The organism is Streptomyces sp. NPDC001903 (assembly GCF_042891345.1).
Taxonomy (GTDB): domain Bacteria; phylum Actinomycetota; class Actinomycetes; order Streptomycetales; family Streptomycetaceae; genus Streptomyces.
Window position 1 is genome coordinate 255,359 of record NZ_JBIASZ010000003.1, and the last position, 18,380, is coordinate 273,738.

Genomic DNA, 18,380 nt, shown 5'->3' on the forward strand with positions numbered 1-18,380 from the left:
GTGTCCCGTACATCTGGCTAGCATTTCTGTCATGCAGATCGACAACGGCGTGGCGGCCAGCGCGATTTCGGGCGCGCTGTGGGTCAAGAGCAGTGCCAGCGTGGGCAACGGCAACTGCGTGGAGGTCGCCGCCCTCGCGGGCGGCGGCGTGGCGATGCGGAACTCGCGCTTCCCCGACGGGCCGGCGCTGGTGTTCACGGCCGCCGAGATCGAGGCGTTCCTCCGCGGAGCCAAAGACGCGGAATTCGATCACTTGGCCGGATGACGGCCGGGTACGGGGCCAGAGCGTGAGGGGTGGACCGATGGGCAGCGATCGGGTCCGGGCGGCGGCCGACCGCCTGCTGGGGCGGGAACTGCGCAGGTGCCGTGAGGCCCGGGGCCTCACCCTGCGGCAGGTGGCACCGGTCATCCGCGGCTCGGTGTCGAAGATCAGTCGGCTGGAGCGCGGCGAGAGCCCGCCGAGACCGCGCGACGTACGGGACCTCGCCCGGTACTACGGCGTCGACGCCGAGGAGATGCGCGCGATAGAGCAGCTCCTGGAACACGCGCGGGACCGCGCGTGGTACGAGCAGTTCAGCGATGTCACTCCCGACTTCCTCAGGCGCCTGATCCAGCTGGAGGGCGATGCCGAGGAGATCTGCGTCTACGAGAACCTCGTCGTCCCCGGCATCCTCCAGACCCGCGACTACGCCCGGCACATGGTGCGGGCGGTCCTGCCCGGCGCCGACCACGAGGAGGTCGACCGGGTCGTCGAACTGCGCACCGAGCGGCAGCTGCGGCTCCTGAACGGCCCGCGGCCCCGGGTGACCGCGCTGCTGGAGGAGGGCGTACTGCACCGCCGCTGCGGGAACGGGGCCGTGATGGACGAGCAGCTGACCCACCTGCTGCGGGCCGGGGAGAGCGGCAAGGTGAGCATCCGCGTCCTGCCCATGGCCCGCGCGTACGGTGCCACGCCGCCCTACCCGATCACCCACCTGAGGTTCCGCGACGGGGAGCACGCCGAGCTGGCGTACGTGGAGCACATCAACGGCGCGAACTACGTGACCAGGCCGCGGGCCCTCGACGACTACCGCAACGCCCTGGCCAACCTGCGCACCGCGGCGGCCTCCGAGGACGAGAGCGTCGGCCTGATCCTCGCGGCGCAGCGCCGGTTCAGCGCCGGAGACCTCAGGGTGGGCTGAGAGGCCGGTGCCCGGCGTGACCGCCGGTCGCAGGCGGGCGGCCGATCGTACGCGGGCCGTGCCCGCCCCCGAACGGGCACGGCCGCGCGGCGGGGCCCCGGGGGGCAGGGCCGGTGCCGACTCTGACCGGCCCAAGGGAATCTACGCGGGCCGACCGGCGGGCTCACCCATCCACGGGGTGAAATCCTCCTACCCCCCAAGGGGGTCACCCTGTACAACCAGGGATGTACTCAAGGGGGGTGACGTGCAGTTGTCCGCACATCCGGGGATGGTCCGGCTCCGCGCCGCGCTTCCGGTCGCCGGCGAGATCGTGTATGCCATCGGCTCGCTGTGGATCTCGGCCACCATGCTCCGCAACTGGCCCGACCCCAACGGCTACTGGCGGGACACCGACGCATGGGCCTACGCCCTGCTCGCCGCCGTCTACCTGCCGCTCGTGCTCCGCCGGCGCTTCCCGGTCGCCGTCCTGGTCAGCACGGCCCTCTGCGTAGCCTGCTACTTCACGCTCGGCTACTACCACGTCGTCGCCGTTTGCGGGCTGGCGCTCGCGCTGTACACCGTCGCCTCCCTGCGCGACCGGCGGGTTTCGGCCAGATGTGCGGTCGGAGCCCTGCTCGTCCTGCTCTGGGGGACCAGGCTCGCCGAGCCGGGCATCGGGCCGCTCAGCGTCGGCTTCGTCACCGTCACCACCATCGTCTGCTGGGTGACCGGCGACGGCTCCCGGCGGCTGCGCGAGCTCACCCGGCAACTGCGTCGGGAGCAGGAGGAGAAGGCCCGGCGGGCCGTCATGGAGGAGCGCATCCAGATCGCCCGCGAACTGCACGACGTCATCGCCCACCACGTCTCGGTGATCTCCGTCCAGACCGGCCTCGCCGGGTACGTGTTCTCCTCCGACCCGCCGACCGCCCGCCGGGCCCTGGACACCATCGGGGACAGCGCCCACGAGGCGCTGTCGGAGATGCGGCGGATGCTGGTCGTGCTCCGGGACGACGAGCGCGGGCCCGCGGAGCGGGAGACGCCGGGGGACTCGGGGCTCGGCCGCCTCGACGAACTGGTCAAACGGGTCGCCGAGGCCGGCGTGCCGGTCGACGTGTCCGTCACGGGGAGGGCGTACGCGCTGCCGCCCGGCATCGACCTGTGCGCGTACCGCGTCGTGCAGGAGGCGCTGACCAACGTGATCAAGCACGCCCCGGCGGCGCGCACCACCGTCCGCGTGCACTACGGCGAGGACGAGGTCTGCATACGGGTCAAGGACGACGGAAGCGGACCGGCGCGGGCCCGCAAGGGGATGGGGCTTTCGGCCGCCGCCCCCGGCGGCGCCGGTCAGGGCTTGATCGGCATGCGTGAGCGGGCCACGATCTACCACGGCACGGTGACCGCCGCACCGGTTCCGGAGGGCGGTTTCGAGGTCAGCCTCCGGGTGCCCGTGCCCCGGGCCGCCACCGAGGCCCGGGCACCGAGGAAGTAGGAGGGGCGCCATGCTGCGTGTGCTCGTCGTCGACGACCAGTTCCTGATCCGGTCCGGGCTGACCGCGCTCCTGGGCGCCGCGCCCGGCATCGAGGTCGTCGGCGAGGCCGCGGGCGGCGAGGAGGCCGTCCGGCTCGCCGCCGAGACCCGGCCCGACGTGGTCCTGATGGACATCCGGATGCCGGGCACCGACGGCATCGCCGCCACCGAACGGATCCTCGCCGAGGCCGAGGCGCGCGCCGGGGCCGAGGCCGACGCACGCGCCCGGGGCGGGAACGAGGCCGCAGGCGAGGCCGAGCCCGTCCGCCCCAAGGTGCTCGTGCTCACCACCTTCGACTCCGACGAGTACGTCTTCCGGGCCCTGCGCGTCGGCGCGAGCGGGTTCCTGCTGAAGGACACCCCGCCCGAGCGGCTGCTCGCCGCCATCGCCACCGTCCACGCGGGGGAGATGCTGTTCAGCCCCCGGGCGCTCCGGGGGATCGTCGCCGCGTACGCCGCCCCCGTCGCCCGGGATCCGCACCCCGGGCTGGCTGCCCTGACCCCGCGCGAACGCGAGGTGCTCGGGCTGGTCGGCGCGGGCCTGTCCAACACCGACATCGCCGGGCGGCTCTTCCTCAGCGCCGCCACCGTCAAGACGCACGTGCACCGCTGCATGAGCAAGCTCGGGGTGTCCAGCCGCGCCCAGGCCGTGGTCCTGGCACACGAGTCGGGTCTCGTCGCCCGGCCGGCCTGACGCGTTCTCCGGGAACGGCCGGAACGGGCCCCCTCCGGATGCGCGGGTCCGGGCCCGCCGCCAGAGTGGTTGCCATGGGTATCGAAGATTACAGCGGCGGCCCCGGGGCCCAGCAGACCGGCGTCCTGGTCGTGACGACGAACGACGTTCCCGGGTACCGGGTCGAGCAGGTCATCGGCGAGGTCTTCGGCCTCACCGTCCGCTCCCGCCACCTCGGCAGCCAGATCGGCGCGGGCCTGAAGTCGATGATCGGCGGCGAGCTGAAGGGCCTGACCAAGACCCTGGTGGAGACCCGCAACCAGGCCATGGAGCGGCTCATCGAAGCGACGAAGGCCCGCGGCGGGAACGCGGTCCTGATGATGCGCTTCGACGTGACCGAAGCCGCCGACGTCGGGACCGAGGTGTGCGCGTACGGGACGGCGGTCGTGATCACCCCCGCCACCTCCTGATTCCCCCCGTCCACTTCATCCACCTCCGTAAGTCCAGGACGGGGCTCTGCTTTGTCCATGGGCCTGCGGCGCCGGGGTCCGCAAGCTGACAGGTCAGTGAGCGGACCGCGGGCCTGCGTGCCGTGCGGTCTTCCGCCCAGGAAGCACCGACCCCCGGAGGCCCGATGCGCACCCCCCTCTGGCCGACCGCAGCCGCGGTCGCCGGTCTCCTCGCCACCCTGGTCGTCGCCGTGCCCGCGGCCTCTGCGGCGGACACCGCCGGGGCCGCCGCCACGCCGGTGACGATCAGCTCGCCCGAGCTGTCCGTCACCGTCGACAGCGGTTTCCCCCGGGTCGTCTCCTACACCCGGCGGGCCACCGGGGACGTGCTGAACGGCAACGAGGACGCCCTCTCCGCGATCGTGGTCAACGGCACCGCCTACACCCCCGCCGTGACCTCGACGCCCTCCGCCTCCGCCGTGGACTACGCGCTGTCCTTCTCCGGGGTGACCATCAGGTCCCGGCTCTCGGTGACCGGTTCGGTCGTGGAGTTCAAGGTCACCGCGATCGAGGACACCGCAGCCTTCCGCGTACGCACGCTCGCGATCCCCGACCACACCCTCGTCAGCGTCCGCAGCGACCAGCCCGGAGCGGCGCTGGCCACGGCGAACATGTACACCGCCACCACCGGCACCGGGGACACCTTCACCCCCGTCACCGCGAACACCCCCGTGGACCCCGCCGCGACGACGGTGATGTACGGGCTCGCCAACACCGCGAAGCTGGCCGCCGCCATCGACTCCAACTCCCTCTACGACAACCCCGCCGGCGGCACGGCCCGGGAGAACGGCCGGATCAGCAAGCGGGTCACCGACAAGGGGGCCTACCGCCGCGCCGGACTGTGGAGCGGAGCCTGGCTCCACCGGGCCGCGGGCGCCGCCGACACCGACACCGAGCCGCTCCCGTACGCGCGGGTCGCGATCACCGGGGACCGCAACGGCGACGCCGCCGTCGACTGGCAGGACGCCGCCGTCGCCTACCGCGACATCTGGACCCCGCCCACCGGCTGGCAGCGGACCGCCGACCGGGTCGTGCAGCGCATCCCCTTCAACTTCGCCTCCCAGGCCACCCACCCCTTCGCCGAGACCCTCGACGAGACCAAGCGCGTCAGCCTCGCCACGGACGGCCTCGGCCAGTTCGTCCTCCTCAAGGGGTACGCCTCCGAGGGCCACGACTCCGCGCACATGGACTACAAGAACATCGGCTCCAAGCCGGGCGGCGCGGCCGGCCTGAACGCCCTCACCACCGCCGGACACGCCTACAACGCCGACTTCGGCGTCCACGTCAACGCCACCGAGGAGTACCCGGTCTCCGCCACCTTCGACCCGGCCCACCAGAGCGGGGGACAGGGCTGGGACTGGCTCGACCAGTCGTACTACGTGGACACGCGCAAGGACGGCCAGTCCGGCGAACGACTCAAGCGGCTCCAGGACCTCAAGGCGGCCGCGCCCGGACTCGACTTCCTGTACGTGGACGTCTGGTACGGGGACGGCTACGTGTCCCGCAAGCTCCAGCGCGAGATCGGCAGCCTCGGCTTCCAGCTCGCCACCGAGTTCCCCAACACCCTGACCGAGCAGTCCCTCTGGCACCACTGGGCCGCCGACCTCGACTACGGCGGCAGCGACCTCAAGGGCATCAACTCCACGATCGCCCGCTTCATCGCCAACCACGCGAAGGACGACTGGATCGCCGCGAACCCGCTGCTCGGCGGCGCCGAACTCACCGCGTACGAGGGCTGGCAGGGCAGGAAGGACTACCCCGCCTTCCTGAACACCACCTTCGCCGTCAACCTGCCGACCAAGTACCTCCAGGAATCCCCGATCGTGAAGTGGACCTCCGACACGGTCACGCTCGCGAACGGCACCACCGCCACCACCGCCGGCGGCACCCGGAAGATCACCACTGCCGGGCGCACCGTCCTCAGCGGCGGCAGTTACCTCCTCCCGCGCGACGGGAAGCTCTACCACTGGAACGACCAGGGCGGCCCCACCACCTGGACCCTGCCCGCAGGCTGGTCCGCGCCCAAGCTGTACAAGCTGACCGACACCGGCCGGCAGCCGGCCGGCGACCTCGCCGTCACCGGCGGGCAGGTCACGATCGACGCCACCGCGAAGACCGCGTACGTCGTCACCAACGGCGCCGCACCCGCGCAGGCCGACCCGAAGTGGGGCGAGGGCACCCCCGTCAAGGACCCCTCCTTCTACGCGGGCGACCTGAACGCCTGGACGGTGACCGGGACCGGCGCCGCCGTCACCCGCAACGCCCAGGGCCAGAACGAGCTCACCTTCACCGCCGGAACCGCCCCGGCCGTCTCCCAGCAGCTCACCGGCCTGGCCCCCGGCACCTACGCGGCCTCCGTCTGGGTCTCCACGCCGGCGGGCCGAGCGACCACCCTCACCGTCACCCCGGCCGGCGGCGCCGCCGCGTCCGTGTACGCCGACTCCTCGACGCTGACGAACAACCTGGGCGGCAGCGAGAAGAACGGCACCACGATGCAGCGCATGAAGGTGCTCTTCGACGTGCCGGCCGGCCAGTCCGCGGCCACCCTCAAGCTCTCCGCGGCCGCCGGCTCCGGGACCGTCCGCCTGGACGACGTACGGGTCGTCCGCTCGGCCCGCACCCCGCTCGCCGGCCACTGGTTCACCGAGGACTTCGAGAACGTGGACGCCGGCTGGGGCCCCTTCGCCTTCGGTGGCGCCGGCGGCTCGGCCACCGACCCGCGTACGCACATCGCCCAGCGCAACGCCCCTTACACCCAGGCGGGTTGGAGCGGCAAACTGGTCGACGACGTGATCTCCGGGCGGAACTCGCTCAAATCGCACGAGGAGCGCCAGGGGCTGGTCTACCGCACCCTGCCGCAGACGCTGCGACTGACGCCCGGCCACGCGTACAAGGTCGCCTTCGGTTACGAGAACGGGTTCTCCGGCGACTACCAGTTCATCACCGGCTCCGGCGGCACCGAGACCGCCACCGCGCTGAACCAGGCGAGGACGCCCACCACCTTCACCAGGACCTTCACCGCCGGCACCGACGCCTGGATCGGCATCCGGAAGGTCTCCGCCGAAAGCTCCCACAACGAGGCCGACTTCATCCTCGACGACCTCGCGATCGACGATCTCGGGCCGGTCGGCGGCGGTGAACTGCTCGTACCGCAGGCGCAGATGAGCGTGAAGGCCGTCGACAGCCAGGAGATCGCCGGCGAGAACGGCCGCGCCGCCAACGTCCTGGACGGCGACGCCGCCACCATCTGGCACACGGAGTGGTACGCCGCCACGGCGCCGATGCCGCACGAGATCACCCTGGACCTGGGCGCCTCCTACAACGTCTCGGCGCTGCACTGCCTGCCCCGGCAGGCGCAGAGCAACGGCCGGATCGCCGACTACCAGGTGTTCACCTCCACCGACGGGGTGAACTGGGGAACGGCCGCCGCCACGGGCACCTTCGCGAACACCACCGCCCGGCAGGACGTGGCGTTCCCCGCCCGGACCGCCCGCTACGTCAAACTCAAGGCCACCAGGGAGGTGGCGGGCAACCCCTGGACCTCGGCCGCGGAGCTCAACATCGGCTACCTGCCCTGAGCCTGCGGTATCGACTGCTGCCGGCGGAAGCGGACGGGAGCCATGCCCACCCGACGGCTGAACAGCCTGCTGAAATACGCCGGATCCTCGTACCCGACCCGCCGGGCGATCCCCGCGACCGGCAGGTCGGTCCGGGCCAGCAGCTCCTTCGCCCGGCTGAGCCTGATCCCGAGGAGGTACTCCTTGACCCCCTCCCCGGTGCTGCGCCGTACGGCCCCGCGCAGCTCGGGAAGGGGTATCCCGAGCCGGGCCGCGTGCTCGGCCACCGAGATGGGCAGCAGGGCGTCCCGGGCCAGTGCGTCCATCACCGCGTCCCCGTGCCGGGACACCTCGGCGCGGGCGTAGCGCAGCGCCACGAGCAGCCCGTGCACGGCCGCGGCGGCCTCCACCTCCAGGAGCGGGCCGCCGCGCCGGGCCGCCCGTACGATCCCGTCGACCACGTGCCGTACGCCCTCCGTCCCGCTCAGCGGCACCAGCGGGCGGTCCGGGGTGACGTACCCGAGGTCGGTGTACGCCTCGACGCTGCGGCCCGCGAAGTCCACGAAGCACTCGTCCCAGCCGGTCTCCGGGTCCGGGCCGTAGTGGTGCTCGACGCCCGGCACCAGCCACAGCAGGGCGGGCGCGGTGACCGGCTGCGGCGCACGCCCGGCATGGCTGAACCAGCCGCGGCCCCGGGTGACGACCACCGCGACGTGGTGGTCAAGGGCCCGGGGACCGACCACCGGCAGCAGGCCCTGCTGGACCCCGACGCCGAGGCAGACCAGGCCGAGCCGCCGGTGGTTGGCGGTGGGGGAGAAGTACCGCATCCAACTGCTGTACGGGGGGCTGCTGTACGGGGGCGTCGGCATCTGCGGATTGTGATCCACCGGGCCGGGCGCCCTCAAGGGCGCGCGGGAGACCGGTCCTTGCCGCCCCTCGTCGCGGGGAGCGGAGCCCGGCCGCCAGTCCGGCGACCACCACGACCAGGCCGAGCCAGACCGCCGGGCCCGGCATCCCGCCGCCCGAGAGGGCCCCGGTCGCGGCCGCGGCCAGGGGCGCGACCCCGCTCAGCAGCCCGGCCCGGCCCGCGCCCACGGCGGCCACCGTGCGGTACCAGAGGAGGAAGGCCACGGCGGTGACCATGACGGCGAGGTGGCCGACGGCAGCCCACTGGACCGGGCCGAGGGCGAGCAGAGCGGCCGGGCGCTCGGTGAGCAGTGTCAGTGCCGCCAGCATCACGGCCCCCAGCCACACCGCGTGCAGGGAGACCCCCCACGGCCCGTGGCGCCGCAGTACGGGCACGGCGAGCAGGGTGAACGCGGCCTCGCAGGCCAGTGCGAGCGCGGCCCAGGCCACCCCGGCGGCGTCGGTCCGGCCCGTGCCCTCCACGAGGACGGCCCCGGCGACGACCACGACGGCCGCCGCCAGGATCCGGCGGCTGGGCCGGCGGCCCTCCAGCAGCGGGCCGAGCACCCCGAGCAGGACCGGTACGGAGGCCACCGCGACCGCGATGACGGCCGGTTCGGCATGCGCGACCCCGCGGACGACGGCCACGTTGAACAGTACGAGCCCGGTGGCCGCGATCCCGGCCAGCCACAGCCACTCCCGGCCGCGCGGACGCAGGACGGGCACGCGGGCGGCGCGGGCGAAGGCGAGGAGGAGCAGGGTGGCGGCCGCGTAGCGGACGGTCTGGGTGGCGAACAGCGGGGCGTGGACCAGGGAGCGCGAGACGGTGACGCTGCTGCCGACCAACACCATGCCGAGGGCGCCGGGCGCCAGGGGAGCGAAGGTGTTCACGGGACCCAGCCTCTGCGAGCATTGGATCCATGGACAGGGCCAAAGACCATCACTCCCAGGGGTCCAAAACCACCGGTCGGCGCGCGGGCGGCTCGGACTTCCTCCAGCTGGACCTGCGGGAGGCGCCGCCGGGCAGCCGCACGGAACGTCTGACGGCCCGCATCCGCTCGGCGATCGCCGACGGCACGCTCCCCCTGGGCAGCCGGCTCCCGCCGAGCCGGGTGCTGGCGGCGGAGCTGGGGGTCTCCCGCGGCGTGGTCACCGAGGCCTACCAACGCCTGGCGGACGCCGGCCAGGTCCAGGGCCGCGGCCGCGCGGGCACGACGGTGGCGGCCGCGCCCCTGCCCCCGGCCGCGCCCCTGTTCCCCGCCGTGCCACCGGCGCCCGCGTCGGCCGCCCCGCCCGCCCGCCTCGTACCGGCCCCTTCCGACGAACCGGGCGAGCCGTTCCGCGCGGGGGCCGGCGAGGCGCTCGTCGACGCCCTGCGGTCCGTGCCGTGCCGGATCGACCTCTCGCCGGGGGTGCCCGACCTCACGGCCTTTCCGCGCACGGCCTGGCTGCAGGCCGAGCGGCGCGTCCTCGGTGCCCTGACACCCGGCGACTTCGGCTACGGGAACCCGCAGGGCGCGCCCGCGCTGCGGACGGCGGTCGCCGGCTGGCTCGCCCGCAACCGCGGGATCCGCGCCGACCCCGGCGAGATCGTCATCGTCGCGGGCGTCGCCCAGGCGCTGGCCCTGGTGGCGTACGTCCTGCGCGAGGGCGGCGTACACCGGGTGGCGGTGGAGGACCCCGGCTCGCTCGGGGCCCGGCAGCAGCTGGAGTACGGCCGGCTGGAGACCGTACCGGTACCGGTGGACGAGGGCGGGCTGGACACCGCCGCGCTCCGGGCGAGCGGAGCCCCCGCGGTGCTGCTGACCCCGGCGCACCAGTTCCCCACCGGGGTCGTCCTCGACGGCGAGCGCCGCCGGGAGCTGCTCGGCTGGGCGGCGGACGGGGGACTGGTCGTCGAGGACGACTACGACGCCGAGCACCGCTACGACCGCGCACCCGTCCCCGCGCTGCGCGCCCTGCTGCCCGAGGGCGTCTGCTACGCCGGGAGCGTGTCCAAACTGCTCGCCCCCGCCCTGCGGCTCGGCTGGCTGCTGGTCCCGCCGCGGCTGCGCGACGCCGTGGTGGCCGCGAAGCGCTACGCCGACCTCGGCAATCCGGTCCTCGCGCAGCTGGTGCTGGCCCGGCTGATGGACTCGGGCGAGCTGGAGCGCCACCTGCGCCACGTCCGGCGCCGCCACCGCCGCCGGCGGGACGCCATGCTCCGGGCGATCGCCGCGCACCTGCCGGGCGCCCGGGTCCACGGCGCGGCGGCGGGCCTGCACCTGATGGTCACCTTCGACGGCGCGGCCTTCGAGGACACCGCGCTCGCGGCGCGGGCCCTGGCCCTCGGCGTCAAGGCGCACCCGCTGTCCTGGCACCGCGTCCGGCCGGGCGCACCCGGCCTGGTCCTCGGCTACGCGGCGGGCCCGCCGGGCGAACTGGAAGAGGGCATCGCCCTCCTCGGCCGCGCCCGCTCCCGCCTCCGCTGACCACCCCCTCACCCGGTTCGGGCCGACCCCCTCCGGAGGCGCGGAAGCGGAACTTTATGCTCAGGTGCATGCACCACGCGTCCGTCCCCGACATCACCGTGATCATCGCCGTCTACAACGCGATGCCCTACCTGAACGAGTGCCTCGACTCCGCGCTCGGGCAGAGCCTGGGGGCCGAGCGGCTGGAGGTCATCGCGGTCGACGACGGCTCCACGGACGGCAGCGGCGCCGAACTGGACCGCTACGCCGCCCGGTACCCGCAGGTCCGCGTCGTGCACCAGCCGAACTCCGGAGGCCCGGGCAGCCCCCGCAACCGGGCCCTGGACCTGGCCCGCGGGCGGTACGTCTTCGTCCTCGACGCCGACGACTACCTCGGCCCCGAGGCCCTGGAACGGCTCCTGGACATGGCCGAGGCCCAGGGCAGCGACGTCGTGCTCGCCAAGCAGGTCGGCCTCGGCCGGACGGTCTCGGACAAGGCCCACCGGCACGCCGAGGAGGCCGGCCTGCACACCTCCGAGGTCTACCGCTCGCTGCACTCGGCCAAGCTGATGCGCCGCCAGGTCATCGAGGACGCCCGCCTGCGTTACCCGGAGGACCTCTGGTACGGCGAGGACCAGGTCTTCGTGACCGAGGTGTTCCTGGCCGCCGGGAAGATCTCGGTCGTCGGCGACTACGACTGCTACTTCCTGCGCCGCCGCGAAGACGGCGGGAACATCACCTCCCGCCCGCGGACCGCCGGCGAGACGGTGGCGCACATCGAGCGCGTCATGGCCCTGGTGGCCGACCGGGTGCAGGACCCGGTCGGCCGGCGCCGGATGCTCGGCCGGCACTTCCGCAGCCTGCTGCGCACGGCACTGCGCCCGGCCGTCGAGGCCCGCCACGAGAACCCCACCTTCACCGCGGAGGTGTACGACCGGGCACGGGCGCTGGTGCAGACGTACTGGCGCCCGGACATGGGCGGCGAGCTGCCGACGATCGACTGGATCCGGCTGTACGCGTTCGCCTGCGGCCCGCTGCCGGCCTTCGAGCAGCTGATGGAGTACGACCCGGCCCTGGAGCCGGCGCCGCAGGAGATCGTCGACAACGGCCGCGTGTACCGCTGCTACCCGCTGTTCCGGGACCCCGCGGCGGGCCTGCCGGACGTGCTCTTCGACGTGACCGACAAGCTCAAGACGCAGCACCGGCTCTCGTCGCTGACCTGGCAGGGCGCCGGCCGCGTACGGCTGACCGGCCACGCGTACATCCAGTCCCTCGGGACCGGCCGCATGCAGAGCGAGCTCCTGCTGCGGGCGCGGGAGACGGGCGACGAGCACCTCGTACCCCTCCTGGCCCGTCCCGCCCCGGAACTCACCGAGCAGAACCCGGAACTGATGATGGCCGGCTTCCTGGCGGAGCTCGACCTGGCCACGCTGGACGGCGGCGGGCCGATGGCGCCGGGCACCTGGGACTGCTTCCTGAACGTACGGGCGGACGGGGTCGCGCGCACCGTCCGGCTCGGCCGCCGGCACGCACCCGAGCTGGACCGCACGGCACGCCGGGCCAAGGTCCTGGCCCGCGACCCGGGCGGCGCCACGGAGCTCACGGCCGCGGCCTTCTTCACCACGTACGGGAATCTGAGCTTCGAGGTGGTCCGCAGGATCCCGCTGCCCACAGCCTGAAAAAAATTCTTCGGAACCGGCGGCAACCTCCCGGGGGGTCGCGCGTCGTGCGGGGGTGAAGGGCGGCATTCCGAGCCCTGCACCGACCGTGACCCGACCGTGGAGAACCACTGTGATGAACCTGAAGCGCGTCCCCTCGACCCTCCGCCGGGCAGCCGTCACCGCTGCCGCCGCCGGGGCGGTCCTCGCGCTCGCCGGGCCCGCATTCGCCGCACAGGGGGCCTCGGCCACCCCGTCGCCCGTCCCCAGCACCCCGTCGAGCGCGACGCCCACCCCTTCGCGCAGCGTCCCGCCGACCGCGGTGCCCAGCGCCCAGCCCACTCCCTCGCGCAGCCTTCCGCCGACGGCGGCGCCGAGCGTCCAGCCGTCGGGCGGGCCGAGCGCGGTGCCCTCCGCGGCTCCCTCGCCGGCCGGTGACGAGCTCGCGAAGACCGGATCCTCCGCCACCACCGCCGCCATCGGGGGCGGAGCCGCCGCGCTCATAGCCGCCGGCGCCGGCACCCTGTACGCCGTCCGGCGCCGCGCCAACGGCTAAGACCCCGGGAATCCAGTGCTCCACCTCGCAACACCCGCACCATCCACCCGCCCCCTCACGCTCGGCTTCGGCCGGGCGTGGCGGGGCTCGTGGTCGTGGCGGGCCCTGTGGTCGTCGGTGCTGCGCCGTGAGCGCGCCACCCCGCCGCCCGCCCGGCCGTACGGGCACGGGCACACGTACGGACAGGGGGCCGCGTACGACGGCGAACTGCGCGGCGACGCGCCGCAGCCCACCGTCACCGAGCTCTACCACGCGCACCGGCTGCGCATGGTGCGGCTGGCGGTGCTGCTCGTCGACGACCTGGCCACCGCCGAGGACGTGGTCCAGGACGCCTTCACGGCCCTGTACCGGCGGCACGGGGAGCAGATCAGCGAGGTCGACAACGCGCTGGGCTACCTGCGCACCGCCGTCGTCAACACCTCCCGGTCCGTGCTGCGCCGCCGCCGCACGGCCCGCGCCTGGACCCCGCCCGCGGCGGCGGACGTCCCGTCCGCGGAGGACCACGTCGTCCTCGACGAGGCACACCGCGAGGTCCTGGCCGCACTGGGCCGGCTGACCCCGCGCCGCAGGCAGGTCCTCGTACTGCGCTACTGGGCCGAACTCAGCGAAGCGGAGATAGCGACCACCCTCGGGATCAGCCGGGGCTCGGTGAAGTCGAACGCGAGCCGCGCCCTGGACGCGCTGGAAAAGATTCTGGAGGGACGGATATGACGCACGGCGAACGCCCCGTCGAACGCAGGCTGCGCCAGGCCCTCGACGCCCGCGCGTCCGGGATCACCGTCCGCGAGCTGCGCCCGGCGCAGCCGCCGGGCCTGCATGCCCGGCAGCCCGGCGCGCGGCTGCGGCTGAACCTGCGCCGGTTCGCGCTGCCGCTGGCGGGACTGGCCGCGGCTGCCGCCGCCGTGGCCGGGTACCTCGTACTGGGCCAGGACGCGTCGCCGGCCCGGCCGGTGCCGCCCGCCTCGCCGCCCGAGTTCAGCGGACCCGGGCCGTCTCCGGACTCCCGTACGGGGAGCGGCAGCCCGCGTCCGTCGGTGAGCCCGTCTCCCTTCCCCTCCACGCCCCCCGCGACCCGCTCGGTGCTCGCGCCCGAGCCGACGCCGACCCCTTCGGGTTCGCGTTCCGCGGTACCCCCGTCGCGGTCCCGACCCCCGTCGGCCGTCCCGTCCTCCTCGCCGCTGCCGTCCTCGCCGCCCCCGAGCGCGGGACCGTCCAAGAGCTAGCGGACACGGCCTGGGGGGTGTCCGCCGCACGGCCGGGCCCGGGTCAGGCGCGGGTGTTCTCCACCGCCGCGACCAGCGGGGCGAGTTCGGGGTTGCGGCCGGCCTCGGCCAGCGCCTCGCGCAGCGCGGTGTCGTTGGTCGGCCGGGCGGCGGCCAGCAGGGCCAGGCCCGCCTCGCTCACGTCGGTGTAGATGCCCCGGCGGTCCGTATCGCAGATGTATCGGTTCAGCAGCCCGCGGTCCTCGAGCCGGCTGACCAGCCGGGTGGTCGCGCTCTGGCTCAGCACCACCGAGTCGGCCACCTGGTGCATCCGCAGGTGGCCGCCCGGGCCGCTGTGCTGGCGGCTCAGCACGTCCAGCAGCGAGTACTCGCGCACGCTCAGCCCGTGCCCGGACTGCAGGGCCCGCTCGATGTGCGCCTCGATCCGCCCGTGCAGCAGGGAGAGGGCGCACCAGCCCTGGGCGAGGCCGGTGAGTGCGCTGTCGGTGGCCGTCATGGCTGCTCCCTGCTCCTTCACACCGCTTCCGGCGTTCCCGTACCCCGCGTTCCAGGGGGCTCCTCCAGGATAGGACACTTCCGCAATAGCCCGCGTTTGCAATTATCCAGCGTCTGCAATTAATGTGGACGCACGTAAGCGGCGACGGCAAGTGCCGCGGACTGCACCACCACCTCCCCTTGAAGGGCACCCCCCTCATGCCTCTCGCACTCCTCGCCCTGGCCATCGGGGCCTTCGGGATCGGCACCACCGAATTCGTGATCATGGGCCTGCTCCCCGAGGTCGCCGCCGACTACGGCACCTCGATCCCCACCGCGGGCTTCCTGGTCACCGGATACGCCCTCGGCGTCGTCCTCGGGGCCCCGCTCATGACCGTGCTCGGCACCCGCGTCCCGCGCAAGCGCATGCTGATGCTGCTCATGGGCCTGTTCATCGCGGGCAACGTGCTCTCCGCACTCGCCCCCGCCTTCGGCGTCATGCTCGCCGGGCGCGTCGTCGCCTCCCTCGCCCACGGCGCCTTCTTCGGCATCGGCTCGGTGGTCGCCGCCGGGCTCGTCGCCCCCGAGAAGAAGGCCGGCGCGATCGCCATGATGTTCACCGGCCTGACCGTGGCCAACGTGGTCGGCGTCCCGCTCGGCACCCTCGTCGGCCAGACCCTCGGCTGGCGCGTCACCTTCCTGATCGTCGCCGGCCTCGGCGTCCTCGGCCTGCTCGGCATCGCCAGGCTGGTGCCCGAGCTGCCCCGGCCCGAGGGCGTCCGGATCCGCCACGAGCTGGCCGCCTTCCGCAACGTCCAGGTGCTGCTCGCGATGGCGATGACGGTCCTCGGCTTCGGCGGCGTCTTCGCCGCGATCACCTACATCACGCCGATGATGACCAACGTCGCCGGCTTCGCCGACACCTCCGTCACCTGGCTCCTGGTCCTCTTCGGCCTCGGCATGGTGGCCGGGAACCTCATCGGCGGCCGGTTCGCCGACCGCGCCCTGATGCCGATGCTGTACGTGTCCCTGGGGGCCCTGGCCCTCGTCCTGGCCGTGTTCACCCTCACCGCCCACAACAAGGCCGGCGCCGCCGCCACGATCGTGCTGATCGGCGCGCTGGGCTTCGCGACCGTGCCGCCGCTGCAGAAGCGGGTCCTCGACCAGGCCGCCGGCGCCCCCACCCTGGCCTCCGCCGTCAACATCGGCGCCTTCAACCTCGGCAACGCGCTCGCCGCCTGGCTGGGCGGGCTCGTCATCGCCGCCGGCCTCGGCTGGACCGCCCCGAACTGGGTCGGCGCCGCGCTCGCCGCCTCCGCCCTGGTCCTCGCCCTCGTCTCCGGCGCGCTGGAGCGCCGTACGGCCGCCCGCCCGGCCGCCGGCGGCCGGGTCGTCGCGGCCGGAGCGCAGGCCGGCGCCGCCCCCGTACCGGCCCACCACTGATCCACGCCCCCTCGTACGGCGCGCCCGTACGGCACCCCCCCCCGCACCACGAACCAGGAGAACCCGCATGTCCGCCACCACCACCCCCGCCCGCACCGCCGTCGCCCCGCTGACCACCGAGGACGCCGAGCTGCTCGTCTCCGCGGCCCGTACCGCCGCCGAACGGGCCGGCGTCACGGTCAGCGTCACCGTCCTCGACGCCGGCGGGCACCTGCTGGCCTTCCGCCGCGACGACCGGGCCGTGCTGATCTCCGGCGAGACCAGCACCCGCAAGGCCTTCACCGCCCTCCAGCTCGACGCCCCGACCGCCGACCTCGTCGACGCCGTCCGGCCCGGCGGCCTCTTCCACACCCTGCCCACCGCCCTCGACCGGCCGCTGCTGTTCATCGCGGGCGGGCTGCCGGTCCACCGCGACGGCCGCCTCATCGGAGCCATCGGCGTGGGCGGCGGCGCCCCCGACCAGGACCACGGCTTCGCCGCGGCCGCCCTCGACGCGCTGGTCTGACGCCCCCGGCCCGGGCTCCGGGTCGCGCGCCCCGGTCCCCCGTGCCACGTTGGTACGGGGGACAGGGGTGCATGATGCGAGAGTCCAGGCAGGTCCGGTCCAGGCAGGTCAGGCGGAGCCACGCCATCGCCACGGCGGTGGCGGCCGCGCTGGTCTCCCTCGCCGTGCCCGGTTGTACGGCCGCCTCCGACGAGGCCCGCAGCCCCGGCGGCGCCAGCACCACCGGTTCGGCCGCCCCTGCCGCCACGGCCTCCGCGCAGAGCGCCCCGCCCCCCTCGCCGACCCCTTCGTACGCGCTGTCCACGGCCCCGCGCACCATTCCGGCCGTACGGGAGCACACCCCGGCCCGCGGCCCCGGCTGGAAGCCGGCCGCCGGTGCGCGGGTCGTCGTGCCGCCGGGGAACGCGGCCGCCCTCGCCGACGAGGGCAGGCTGCTCGCCGGCGAACTGCGCATGGGCTTCGCCGAGACCGCCGACCCGCGCCCCGGAGACGTGGAACTGGCCCTCGGCGCCAAGAACTCCGGACCGCCCGAGTCGTACACGCTCACCGTCCAGGGCGGCCGGGTCCGGGTCACCGGCCCGGACGAGGCCGGGGTCTTCTACGGCACGCGCACCCTCAAACAGGCGGTCAAGTCGGCCGGTTCGGCCCCCGAGGGCACCGTGCGCGACGCCCCGGCCAAGCCCCAGCGCGGCCTGAACCTCGACATAGCCCGCAAGAACTTCTCCGTCGGCTGGATCGAGGACCAGTTGCGCCGGATGGCCGACCTCAAGCTCAACCAGCTCGGCCTGCACTTCTCCGACGACCAGGCCTTCCGGATCCAGTCCGACACCCACCCCGAGATCGTCTCCACGCCCCACCTCAGCAAGGCCGAGGTCCGGCGGATCACCGCCCTCGCCGCCCGCCTGCACGTCACGGTCGTCCCCGAGCTCGACTCGCCCGGCCACCTCGGCGCCGTGCTGCGCGCCCACCCCGCCCTCCAACTGCGCGACGTACAGGGCAGGGCCGTGAAGGGCGCCGTGGACATCTCCGATCCGGCCGCGGCCAAGCTCATCGACGAACTGCTCCGCGAATACCTGCCGTTGTTCCCCGGCGCGTTCTGGCACCTGGGCGCCGACGAGTACCAGGCGCTCGTCTACCGCGACCCGCAGGCCTCCTTCCCGCAGCTCGCACAGGCCGCCCGGCAGAAGTACGGGCCCTCGGCGCGCATCCAGGACCTGGCCGAGGGATGGCTGAACGACCGGGCGGACGTGGTGCGTCCGGCGGCCAAGGTGCCCAAGGCGTGGAACGACGGCTTCTTCACCGGAGGCGTGGTCCAGGCGGCCAAGGACATCCAGGTCGAGTACTGGACGGGCAAGGAGATCGGGGCCCGGCCGCCGCTGGAGTACCTGCGGGAGGGCCGCAAGCTGGTCAACCTGAACGACGAGTACCTCTACTACGTGCTGGGCCAGCCGAACCAGTTCACGTACCCCACCGGCAAGCGGATCTACGAGCAGTGGACCCCGCTCGTGCTGCGCGGCACGACCCCGGTGCCCGACCGGTACGCGGCGCAGATACTGGGCGCCCGGCTCGCCGTGTGGTGCGACCTGGCCGGCGCCCAGACCCAGGCCCAGGTCGCCGAGGGGATACGGCTGCCGCTCGCGGCGCTCGCCCAGAAGGTCTGGGACGCCCGCCCGCCGCAGGCCTCCTGGACCGGGTTCAAGGCACTGGCCGACCGGCTCCAGCCGCCGGCCTGATGCCC

General features: G+C 74.0%; 17 protein-coding genes. 14 read left to right on the plus strand and 3 right to left on the minus strand.

Annotated features, from left to right (window positions below; all coding sequences use genetic code 11):
* Nucleotides 1–31: 31 nt before the first annotated feature.
* The 6 genes from ACFYZS_RS07890 to ACFYZS_RS07915 all read left to right on the plus strand — a co-directional run bounded on the left by ACFYZS_RS07890 (nucleotide 32) and on the right by ACFYZS_RS07915 (nucleotide 7,448).
* A complete protein-coding gene (locus ACFYZS_RS07890; RefSeq protein WP_389007935.1) occupies nucleotides 32–265 on the plus strand; it encodes a DUF397 domain-containing protein in 234 nt (77 codons plus the stop codon).
* A gap of 37 nt (nucleotides 266–302) precedes the next feature.
* Entirely contained in the window at nucleotides 303–1,181 is an 879-nt protein-coding gene (locus ACFYZS_RS07895) for a helix-turn-helix domain-containing protein (protein ID WP_389007937.1), read from the plus strand.
* Nucleotides 1,182–1,425: 244 nt separating this feature from the next.
* A complete protein-coding gene (locus tag ACFYZS_RS07900) occupies nucleotides 1,426–2,649 on the plus strand; it encodes a sensor histidine kinase (protein ID WP_389007939.1) in 1,224 nt (407 codons plus the stop codon).
* Nucleotides 2,650–2,659: 10 nt separating this feature from the next.
* The gene (locus tag ACFYZS_RS07905) at nucleotides 2,660–3,382 is read left to right on the plus strand and encodes a response regulator (RefSeq protein WP_389007941.1); all 723 of its coding nucleotides are present in this window, start codon (nucleotides 2,660–2,662) and stop codon (nucleotides 3,380–3,382) included.
* A gap of 74 nt (nucleotides 3,383–3,456) precedes the next feature.
* Complete coding sequence (locus ACFYZS_RS07910) at nucleotides 3,457–3,831, plus strand: YbjQ family protein (protein ID WP_389007943.1); 375 nt, start codon at nucleotides 3,457–3,459, stop codon at nucleotides 3,829–3,831.
* 164 nt (nucleotides 3,832–3,995) lie between these two features.
* Nucleotides 3,996–7,448 (plus strand): endo-alpha-N-acetylgalactosaminidase family protein, encoded by a 3,453-nt coding sequence (locus ACFYZS_RS07915; protein ID WP_389007945.1) that lies wholly within the window; start codon nucleotides 3,996–3,998, stop codon nucleotides 7,446–7,448.
* Here ACFYZS_RS07915 and ACFYZS_RS07920 read toward each other — a convergent pair.
* Together ACFYZS_RS07920 and ACFYZS_RS07925 are read right to left on the minus strand one after the other, a co-directional pair.
* A complete protein-coding gene (locus ACFYZS_RS07920; protein WP_389007947.1) occupies nucleotides 7,436–8,254 on the minus strand; it encodes a helix-turn-helix domain-containing protein in 819 nt (272 codons plus the stop codon). The two genes, ACFYZS_RS07915 and ACFYZS_RS07920, sit on opposite strands and share 13 nt — an antisense overlap.
* Nucleotides 8,148–9,224 carry an EamA family transporter gene (locus ACFYZS_RS07925; protein WP_389007949.1) on the minus strand — a complete coding sequence of 359 codons (1,077 nt, stop codon included), beginning with the start codon at nucleotides 9,222–9,224 and terminating at the stop codon, nucleotides 8,148–8,150. Before ACFYZS_RS07925 ends, ACFYZS_RS07920 begins: the two co-directional genes overlap by 107 nt.
* A gap of 29 nt (nucleotides 9,225–9,253) precedes the next feature.
* On the opposite strand from ACFYZS_RS07925, the gene ACFYZS_RS07930 reads away from it, so the two are divergent.
* The 5 genes from ACFYZS_RS07930 to ACFYZS_RS07950 all read left to right on the plus strand — a co-directional run bounded on the left by ACFYZS_RS07930 (nucleotide 9,254) and on the right by ACFYZS_RS07950 (nucleotide 14,220).
* Nucleotides 9,254–10,804, plus strand: a complete 1,551-nt coding sequence (locus ACFYZS_RS07930; RefSeq protein ID WP_389007950.1) for a PLP-dependent aminotransferase family protein — start codon at nucleotides 9,254–9,256, stop codon at nucleotides 10,802–10,804.
* Between the two features lie 68 nt (nucleotides 10,805–10,872).
* Complete coding sequence (locus ACFYZS_RS07935) at nucleotides 10,873–12,462, plus strand: glycosyltransferase family 2 protein (protein ID WP_389007952.1); 1,590 nt, start codon at nucleotides 10,873–10,875, stop codon at nucleotides 12,460–12,462.
* Between the two features lie 115 nt (nucleotides 12,463–12,577).
* Nucleotides 12,578–12,997 (plus strand): LAETG motif-containing sortase-dependent surface protein, encoded by a 420-nt coding sequence (locus ACFYZS_RS07940; protein WP_389007954.1) that lies wholly within the window; start codon nucleotides 12,578–12,580, stop codon nucleotides 12,995–12,997.
* A 105-nt stretch (nucleotides 12,998–13,102) separates the two neighbouring features.
* On the plus strand, nucleotides 13,103–13,708 hold the full coding sequence (locus ACFYZS_RS07945) for an RNA polymerase sigma factor (protein WP_389008806.1): 606 nt from the start codon (nucleotides 13,103–13,105) through the stop codon (nucleotides 13,706–13,708).
* Nucleotides 13,705–14,220: a hypothetical protein gene (locus tag ACFYZS_RS07950; protein WP_389007955.1), complete on the plus strand. Its 516-nt coding sequence runs from the start codon at nucleotides 13,705–13,707 to the stop codon at nucleotides 14,218–14,220. Before ACFYZS_RS07945 ends, ACFYZS_RS07950 begins: the two co-directional genes overlap by 4 nt.
* 43 nt (nucleotides 14,221–14,263) lie before the next feature.
* Here the strand turns inward: ACFYZS_RS07950 and ACFYZS_RS07955 are convergent, their stop codons facing one another.
* Nucleotides 14,264–14,716 (minus strand): MarR family winged helix-turn-helix transcriptional regulator, encoded by a 453-nt coding sequence (locus tag ACFYZS_RS07955; RefSeq protein WP_389007956.1) that lies wholly within the window; start codon nucleotides 14,714–14,716, stop codon nucleotides 14,264–14,266.
* Nucleotides 14,717–14,913: 197 nt separating this feature from the next.
* On the opposite strand from ACFYZS_RS07955, the gene ACFYZS_RS07960 reads away from it, so the two are divergent.
* From ACFYZS_RS07960 to ACFYZS_RS07970, 3 genes are all read left to right on the plus strand, one after another.
* Nucleotides 14,914–16,137 carry an MFS transporter gene (locus ACFYZS_RS07960; RefSeq protein ID WP_389007958.1) on the plus strand — a complete coding sequence of 408 codons (1,224 nt, stop codon included), beginning with the start codon at nucleotides 14,914–14,916 and terminating at the stop codon, nucleotides 16,135–16,137.
* A 67-nt stretch (nucleotides 16,138–16,204) separates the two neighbouring features.
* On the plus strand, nucleotides 16,205–16,642 hold the full coding sequence (locus ACFYZS_RS07965) for a heme-binding protein (RefSeq protein ID WP_389007961.1): 438 nt from the start codon (nucleotides 16,205–16,207) through the stop codon (nucleotides 16,640–16,642).
* Between the two features lie 71 nt (nucleotides 16,643–16,713).
* Nucleotides 16,714–18,375, plus strand: coding sequence for a glycoside hydrolase family 20 protein (locus tag ACFYZS_RS07970; protein ID WP_389007964.1), 1,662 nt, complete (start codon nucleotides 16,714–16,716; stop codon nucleotides 18,373–18,375).
* Nucleotides 18,376–18,380: the final 5 nt, after the last annotated feature.

Excerpts from the sequence above, each read along its gene's own strand:
- ACFYZS_RS07890 (WP_389007935.1), top strand. The coding sequence starts at position 32 with ATGCAGATCGACAACGGCGTGGCGGCCAGCGCGATTTCGGGCGCGCTG.
- ACFYZS_RS07960 (WP_389007958.1), top strand. The coding sequence starts at position 14,914 with ATGCCTCTCGCACTCCTCGCCCTGGCCATCGGGGCCTTCGGGATCGGC.
- ACFYZS_RS07920 (WP_389007947.1), bottom strand. The coding sequence starts at position 8,254 with ATGCGGTACTTCTCCCCCACCGCCAACCACCGGCGGCTCGGCCTGGTC.
- ACFYZS_RS07940 (WP_389007954.1), top strand. The coding sequence starts at position 12,578 with ATGAACCTGAAGCGCGTCCCCTCGACCCTCCGCCGGGCAGCCGTCACC.
- ACFYZS_RS07905 (WP_389007941.1), top strand. The coding sequence starts at position 2,660 with ATGCTGCGTGTGCTCGTCGTCGACGACCAGTTCCTGATCCGGTCCGGG.
- ACFYZS_RS07970 (WP_389007964.1), top strand. The coding sequence starts at position 16,714 with ATGATGCGAGAGTCCAGGCAGGTCCGGTCCAGGCAGGTCAGGCGGAGC.
- ACFYZS_RS07955 (WP_389007956.1), bottom strand. The coding sequence starts at position 14,716 with ATGACGGCCACCGACAGCGCACTCACCGGCCTCGCCCAGGGCTGGTGC.
- ACFYZS_RS07935 (WP_389007952.1), top strand. The coding sequence starts at position 10,873 with ATGCACCACGCGTCCGTCCCCGACATCACCGTGATCATCGCCGTCTAC.
- ACFYZS_RS07930 (WP_389007950.1), top strand. The coding sequence starts at position 9,254 with ATGGACAGGGCCAAAGACCATCACTCCCAGGGGTCCAAAACCACCGGT.
- ACFYZS_RS07910 (WP_389007943.1), top strand. The coding sequence starts at position 3,457 with ATGGGTATCGAAGATTACAGCGGCGGCCCCGGGGCCCAGCAGACCGGC.
- ACFYZS_RS07965 (WP_389007961.1), top strand. The coding sequence starts at position 16,205 with ATGTCCGCCACCACCACCCCCGCCCGCACCGCCGTCGCCCCGCTGACC.
- ACFYZS_RS07950 (WP_389007955.1), top strand. The coding sequence starts at position 13,705 with ATGACGCACGGCGAACGCCCCGTCGAACGCAGGCTGCGCCAGGCCCTC.
- ACFYZS_RS07895 (WP_389007937.1), top strand. The coding sequence starts at position 303 with ATGGGCAGCGATCGGGTCCGGGCGGCGGCCGACCGCCTGCTGGGGCGG.
- ACFYZS_RS07915 (WP_389007945.1), top strand. The coding sequence starts at position 3,996 with ATGCGCACCCCCCTCTGGCCGACCGCAGCCGCGGTCGCCGGTCTCCTC.